The sequence below is a fragment of the bacterium genome, from assembly GCA_036524115.1.
GTDB lineage: Bacteria > JAUVQV01 > JAUVQV01 > JAUVQV01 > DATDCY01 > DATDCY01.
Genome location: DATDCY010000024.1, coordinates 1 through 4,933 on the forward strand (window position 1 = coordinate 1; position 4,933 = coordinate 4,933).

The window sequence follows — 4,933 nt, forward strand, 5'->3', positions numbered from 1 at the left end:
CGCCGGAGGCCGCGCCCGAGGCCCAGCCCGGGCCTCCGCCCGAGGTGGCCCCCGAGGCAACGCCGGAGCCGCCCGAGGCCGCGCCCGAGGCAACGCCGGAAGACGAACCCGGGGACGAACCCGGCGAGGAGATGAACGAGGGCGAGTAGGGCCCCGCGGGCCTGCGCGGCGGGGGTGCTACAATGCCCCCGTAATGGTACTGCTTCCGCTTCGCACCGTCTCCCTCGCTTCCGACTTGGCCCCGCCGGCGCTCGTGCCGCGGCTGCGCCTGGCAATCGGCGAGGGGCCCGGGCAGCCCTTTTCGGGCTCGGTGACCGACGCCGGCTTCGTGATCACGCGCCTGCGCGAGTTCCGCAGCACCGCCATGCCCGTGCTCCGCGGGCAGATCGCCCCGGCGCCGGGCGGAGGGGCGGCAGTGCGCCTGCGCCTCGCGCCGGCGCGCATCGTCGTCGTCTTCATGGTCATCTGGCTCGGCTTTCTCGGCGCGGTCGCGGCCCTCGTCGTCGCGTCGCACGCCCTGGACGCGCGGCGCAGCCTCCTGTGGCTGCTGGCGCCGGGCGGGCTCGCCGCGCTCTCCTGGCACGTGATGGGCTCGGTCTTCGCGGCCGACGCGCGCTGGGCCCTCGAGCACCTGCTCGAGCGGCTGCCGGCCCTGCGGCCCGAAACCCCGGCGGAGGTCGCGGGAACCTGTCGCGAAAACCCGCATCTATAGCAAAGACAAGGGAATGGTGCGATGATATCGGGTTATTGGCGGCAATGGAAAAAGGAGAACCGATGTCCCTCAGAAGGAAGTCCGTTTGGGCGGGCCTGCTCACGGCGGCGGCCCTGGCGCTGTTCCTCCGGGCGGCCCCCCTGCCCGCCTTCCCCCCGTCGGGAAGCCGCGGCCAGGGGCAGAGCGGCCCGCACGCGGCGCTGGGAAACCAGAGCATCGCCGGACAGGCGCTCACATACATCGACGCGTTCTACGTGGACCCCAGGCGCATCGTCCCGGCGACGATGCTCGAGAGCGCCTTCCGCGCCATCGAGGGCCAGTCCCCCGAGATCATCGTCGACCTCGCCGCTGACAAGCACTCGGTCACGGTGCGCGCGCGCGGCTTCGACAGGACGTTCGACGTTGCCGGCGTGCAGAGCCTGGCAGGGGTGGCGCGGACGCTGGACGACATCGTGGACTTCGCCGCCGAGCGCCTGGGCGCGGACATCGACAAGACCACGCTGACCTACATGGCCGTCAACGGCGCCCTGCGGGCGCTCGACCCGCACACGAACGTCTTCAGCATGAAGCATTTCAAGGAATTCAAGACCTCGACGAGCGGCACCTTCGGCGGGATCGGCTTCACCTTCAACGTGGTCGACGGCGAGATCACGATCGTCTCCCCGATCCCCGACACGCCCGCCAGCCGCGCCGGCCTCCAGAGCGGGGACCGCATCCTCTTCATCGACGGGGTGCCGACGACGAACATGTCCTCCGACGGGGCGGTCGGACGGATGCGCGGCGAGCCGGGGACCCCGGTGACGCTGACCATCGCGCGCGAGGGCTGGACCGAGGCGCGCGACTTCCCGATCATCCGCGAGATCATCCGGATCGTCAGCGTCGAGAGCCGCACGCTGGACGGCGCGGGCGAGGCCCCCGTGATCTACGCCCGCGTCAAGAACTTCCAGACGGACACGAGCGCGGAGCTGGCGAACGCCATCCGCAAGCTCGAGAAGCCCGGAACCGCCGGCGTCATCCTCGACCTGCGCGACAACCCGGGCGGGCTGCTCGACGAGGCCGTCAAGCTGGCCGACGGCTTCCTCGACGAGGGGGCCATCGTCTCCACGCGCAACCGCTCCGGCCGCGGGAAGGTCGACTCGGCCGGCAACTCCGACCAGCCCTTCACCCGCCTGCCGCTGGTCGTCCTGGTCAACCGCGGCAGCGCCTCGGCCTCCGAGATCGTCGCCGCGGCCCTCCAGGACCGCCGGGCGCTGCTCGTCGGCGAGCGCACGTTCGGCAAGGGCTCGGTCCAGCAGGCGTTCCCGCTGAGCGACGGCGGCGGCACGCTGATCACCGTGGCCCAGTACCTGACCCCCGGCGACGTGAGCATCCAGTCCATCGGCGTCGAGCCGGACATCGAGCTGCACCCCGTGCTCGTCGGCGCCGAGCGGCTGCAGTTCTCGGCGGTCAAGGACCACCGCAACGAGGCGAGCCTGGAGAACGCCTTCTCCGACTGGGGCAACGCCCAGCGGCAGGCCGTGGCCACGGTGCCCTTCCTGCGCACCGAGGACGCCTCGCACGAGGACCAGATGCGCGAGCAGAAGCGCGAGCCGGGCGAGAAGGAGAAGGCGGCGAAGCTGGCCGGGGAGTTCGAGGTCCGCCTCGCGCGGCGCATCCTCGGTGCCGCCAAGGGCGTCCCCGCCGCCGCCACCCGCACGGGCCTGCTCGCCATCGCCACCGGGATCGCCGCGACGGCGACCGCCGAGGAGGATGCGAAGATCGGCGCCGCGTTCACCGCGCGCTCGGTCGACTGGACGGCGCCCGCCGCCGGGGCCGGCCCCGCGACCGCCTCGCTCGCCGCGACGCTCCCGCAGGGCCAGCTGCTCAAGGCCGGCGAGAAGGCCGCCATCACCATCGCCGTCACCAACAAGGGGACCACGACCCTGCGGCGGGTGTGGGGCCGCACGGAGTCGGCGAACCCGATCCTGGGCAACCTCGACTTCGCCTTCGGCGCGCTCGCGCCCGGCGAGACCCGGGAGTGGACCGCGAAGCTGACCGTGCCCGGGGCCGTGGAGGAGCGCTGGGATGCGGTGTCGCTCAAGGTCAAGAGCGGCGAAGCCGACCTGGCGACGATCGAGGGCGGGAGCGTCCAGACCGCGCCGCGGCCCGCGCCGGAGTACGCCTACCGCTACACGCTCGCGGACGAGAACCTCACGGACAAGGCGAAGTCCGGCGACGGGCGGCTCGAGGAGGGCGAGCGCGCCCGCCTGAGCGTCGAGATCACCGACCGCGGCGCGGCCAGCCCCCTGCTGGAGACCAACCTCAGCGCCGACGAGAAGGAGGAACTCTACCTCGAGGCCGCGCGCGCCAAGATCGAGAAGCTCGCCGCGGGCGGCGCCGCGAAGGCAGACTTCTCCTTCAAGGTCGTGCGCCCGCTCGAGGACGGCCACGTGAAGGTCGGTCTGACCTTCTCCGACCGCGGCGCGGGCGGCTTCTTCGCCGACACGCTGGACATCCCGACGGCGGCGCCCTACAAGCCCGCCGAGGCGCGGGTGCCCCCGCAGATCTCGCTTGCGACACCGGCGCCGCTGGTGACCGACGCCGCAGAGGTCACCCTCTCGTTGAACGCGACGGACGACGGCGGCGTGAAGGATCTCGTGCTCTACCGCGGCGAGAAGAAGCTCTCGTACCAGCGCAACCGGGAGGGCGGAACGCGCTACCCGGTGACGGTCACGGTGCCGCTCGAGGGCGGCTCGAACCGCATCGCGGTCGTCGTGCGCGACGAGAAGGACATCCCGGCCCAGAAGGTGATCTACGTCTTCCGGCGGGGGGCGCAGGCCGAGGTGGCCGCGACGCCCGCGCCCGGCTCGCCCCAGCCGTAGGTCGCGGCGCGGGCTCCCGCGAGCCCGGGCTGCTGAGGAGGCCCCGGCGCTCCCAGCGGCTCGGGCAGCCGATTCGAATTCTGCCCTCGTGGAACGCCTCAGGACGCTGCCCACCGGTCCCGGCAGCCCGGTGCCGATCCGTTGGGAGCGCTGGTTGACACAGGGCGGAGCCTCAGGTATACCTACCGTTAGGTATAGCACCGGGAGGCAGGAGCATGACGGGAAACGCAAGGCGGGGCGGAGGCAGCGAGGGCTGCGACGTCTGCGCCCGCGAGCGGCTGCTCCGGGAGGCGGCCGAGCTGTTCAGCCGCAAGGGCTACGCCGCGACCTCCGTCGGCGAGATCGTCGCCGCGGCGGGCGTCACCAAGCCCGTGCTCTACTACCACTTCGAGAGCAAGGACGGGCTCTATCGCGCCCTCCTGGAGGAGGCGGTGGGACGGCTGCGGCCCGCGGTCGCGGCGTCGCTCCGCGGCGACGGCACGAGCGCGGCGCAGCGCATCCGGACGCTCTGCAACGCGATCGTCGAGAGCGCGGGCGCGAACCTGAGCACCGTCCGGCTCATGCGGGCGCTCCACTACGCCCCGCCCCAGGACGCGCCGGAGATCGATCTCTGGGAGTTCCCCCTGACCATCACGGCCACGCTCGAGCGGATCGTCCGGGAGGGCGTCCGCAGCGGGGAGTTCTCGCCGATCCCCCCGGGCGACCTCGTCTGGACCATCCTGGGGCTCATCAACGTCTACGTCGACTCCAACCTGCTGCAGCCGGACATCGCCCTGCGCCTGGAGGGTTTCCGCTCGGCGCTCGATCTCGCCCTCGCCGGCGCCGCCGCGCGCCGCACACACCAAGGAGGCCGTTGAAGACCATGGACGTCCGCACAGACATGCGCGCGCTGCGCCTCGCGACCGGGGCGCTTGTCGTCTTCGCCCTCGCCGGGTGCGGAAAGGGCGCGCCGCCGCCCGCGGCGAAGGAGGCCGCCTCCGCCCTGATCGCCGTCGACACGATCGCGGTCGCCCCCGCCGAGCTCGTCGAGGAGGTCGCGGTCGTCGGCACGCTGGTGCCGCGCGCCCAGGCCGAGATCAAGTCGGACATCCCCGGCCGCATCGTCGAGATCCCCGTCCGCGAGTGGGTGCGCGTGCGCCGCGGCGACCCGCTCGCCCGCGTCGACACCCGCGAGGTCGACTCGCAGATCGCCAAGGCCCGCACGGCCATCGAGCTGGCGAAGGCCAACCTGGCAGCGGCGGAGGCCGGGCGCGCCGAGGCCGACGTCGCGGCCGAGCAGGCGCGCCGCGAGCTCGAGCGGCTGCGCGGGCTCAAGGACGCGGGACTGGCGACGCAGCAGTCGCTCGACGACGCCGGCTCC

At 72.8% G+C, this 4,933-nt stretch carries 4 protein-coding genes; all 4 read left to right on the forward strand.

What is annotated here, in order from left to right:
- The first annotated feature begins 193 nt into the window (after nt 1–193).
- Complete coding sequence (locus VI078_01285) at nt 194–712, forward strand: hypothetical protein (protein ID HEY5997923.1); 519 nt, start codon at nt 194–196, stop codon at nt 710–712.
- A 62-nt stretch (nt 713–774) separates the two neighbouring features.
- Nucleotides 775–3,573 (forward strand): S41 family peptidase, encoded by a 2,799-nt coding sequence (locus tag VI078_01290; protein HEY5997924.1) that lies wholly within the window; start codon nt 775–777, stop codon nt 3,571–3,573.
- Nucleotides 3,574–3,788: 215 nt separating this feature from the next.
- The gene (locus VI078_01295) at nt 3,789–4,430 is read left to right on the forward strand and encodes a TetR/AcrR family transcriptional regulator (protein HEY5997925.1); all 642 of its coding nucleotides are present in this window, start codon (nt 3,789–3,791) and stop codon (nt 4,428–4,430) included.
- A gap of 5 nt (nt 4,431–4,435) precedes the next feature.
- The coding region (locus VI078_01300) for a biotin/lipoyl-binding protein (GenBank protein ID HEY5997926.1) at nt 4,436–4,933 on the forward strand (498 nt) is incomplete at its 3' end.

Bases quoted from the DNA above. Each gene is read 5' to 3' on its own strand.
- VI078_01285 (HEY5997923.1), top strand. From the start codon at position 194: ATGGTACTGCTTCCGCTTCGCACCGTCTCCCTCGCTTCCGACTTGGCC.
- VI078_01290 (HEY5997924.1), top strand. From the start codon at position 775: ATGTCCCTCAGAAGGAAGTCCGTTTGGGCGGGCCTGCTCACGGCGGCG.
- VI078_01295 (HEY5997925.1), top strand. From the start codon at position 3,789: ATGACGGGAAACGCAAGGCGGGGCGGAGGCAGCGAGGGCTGCGACGTC.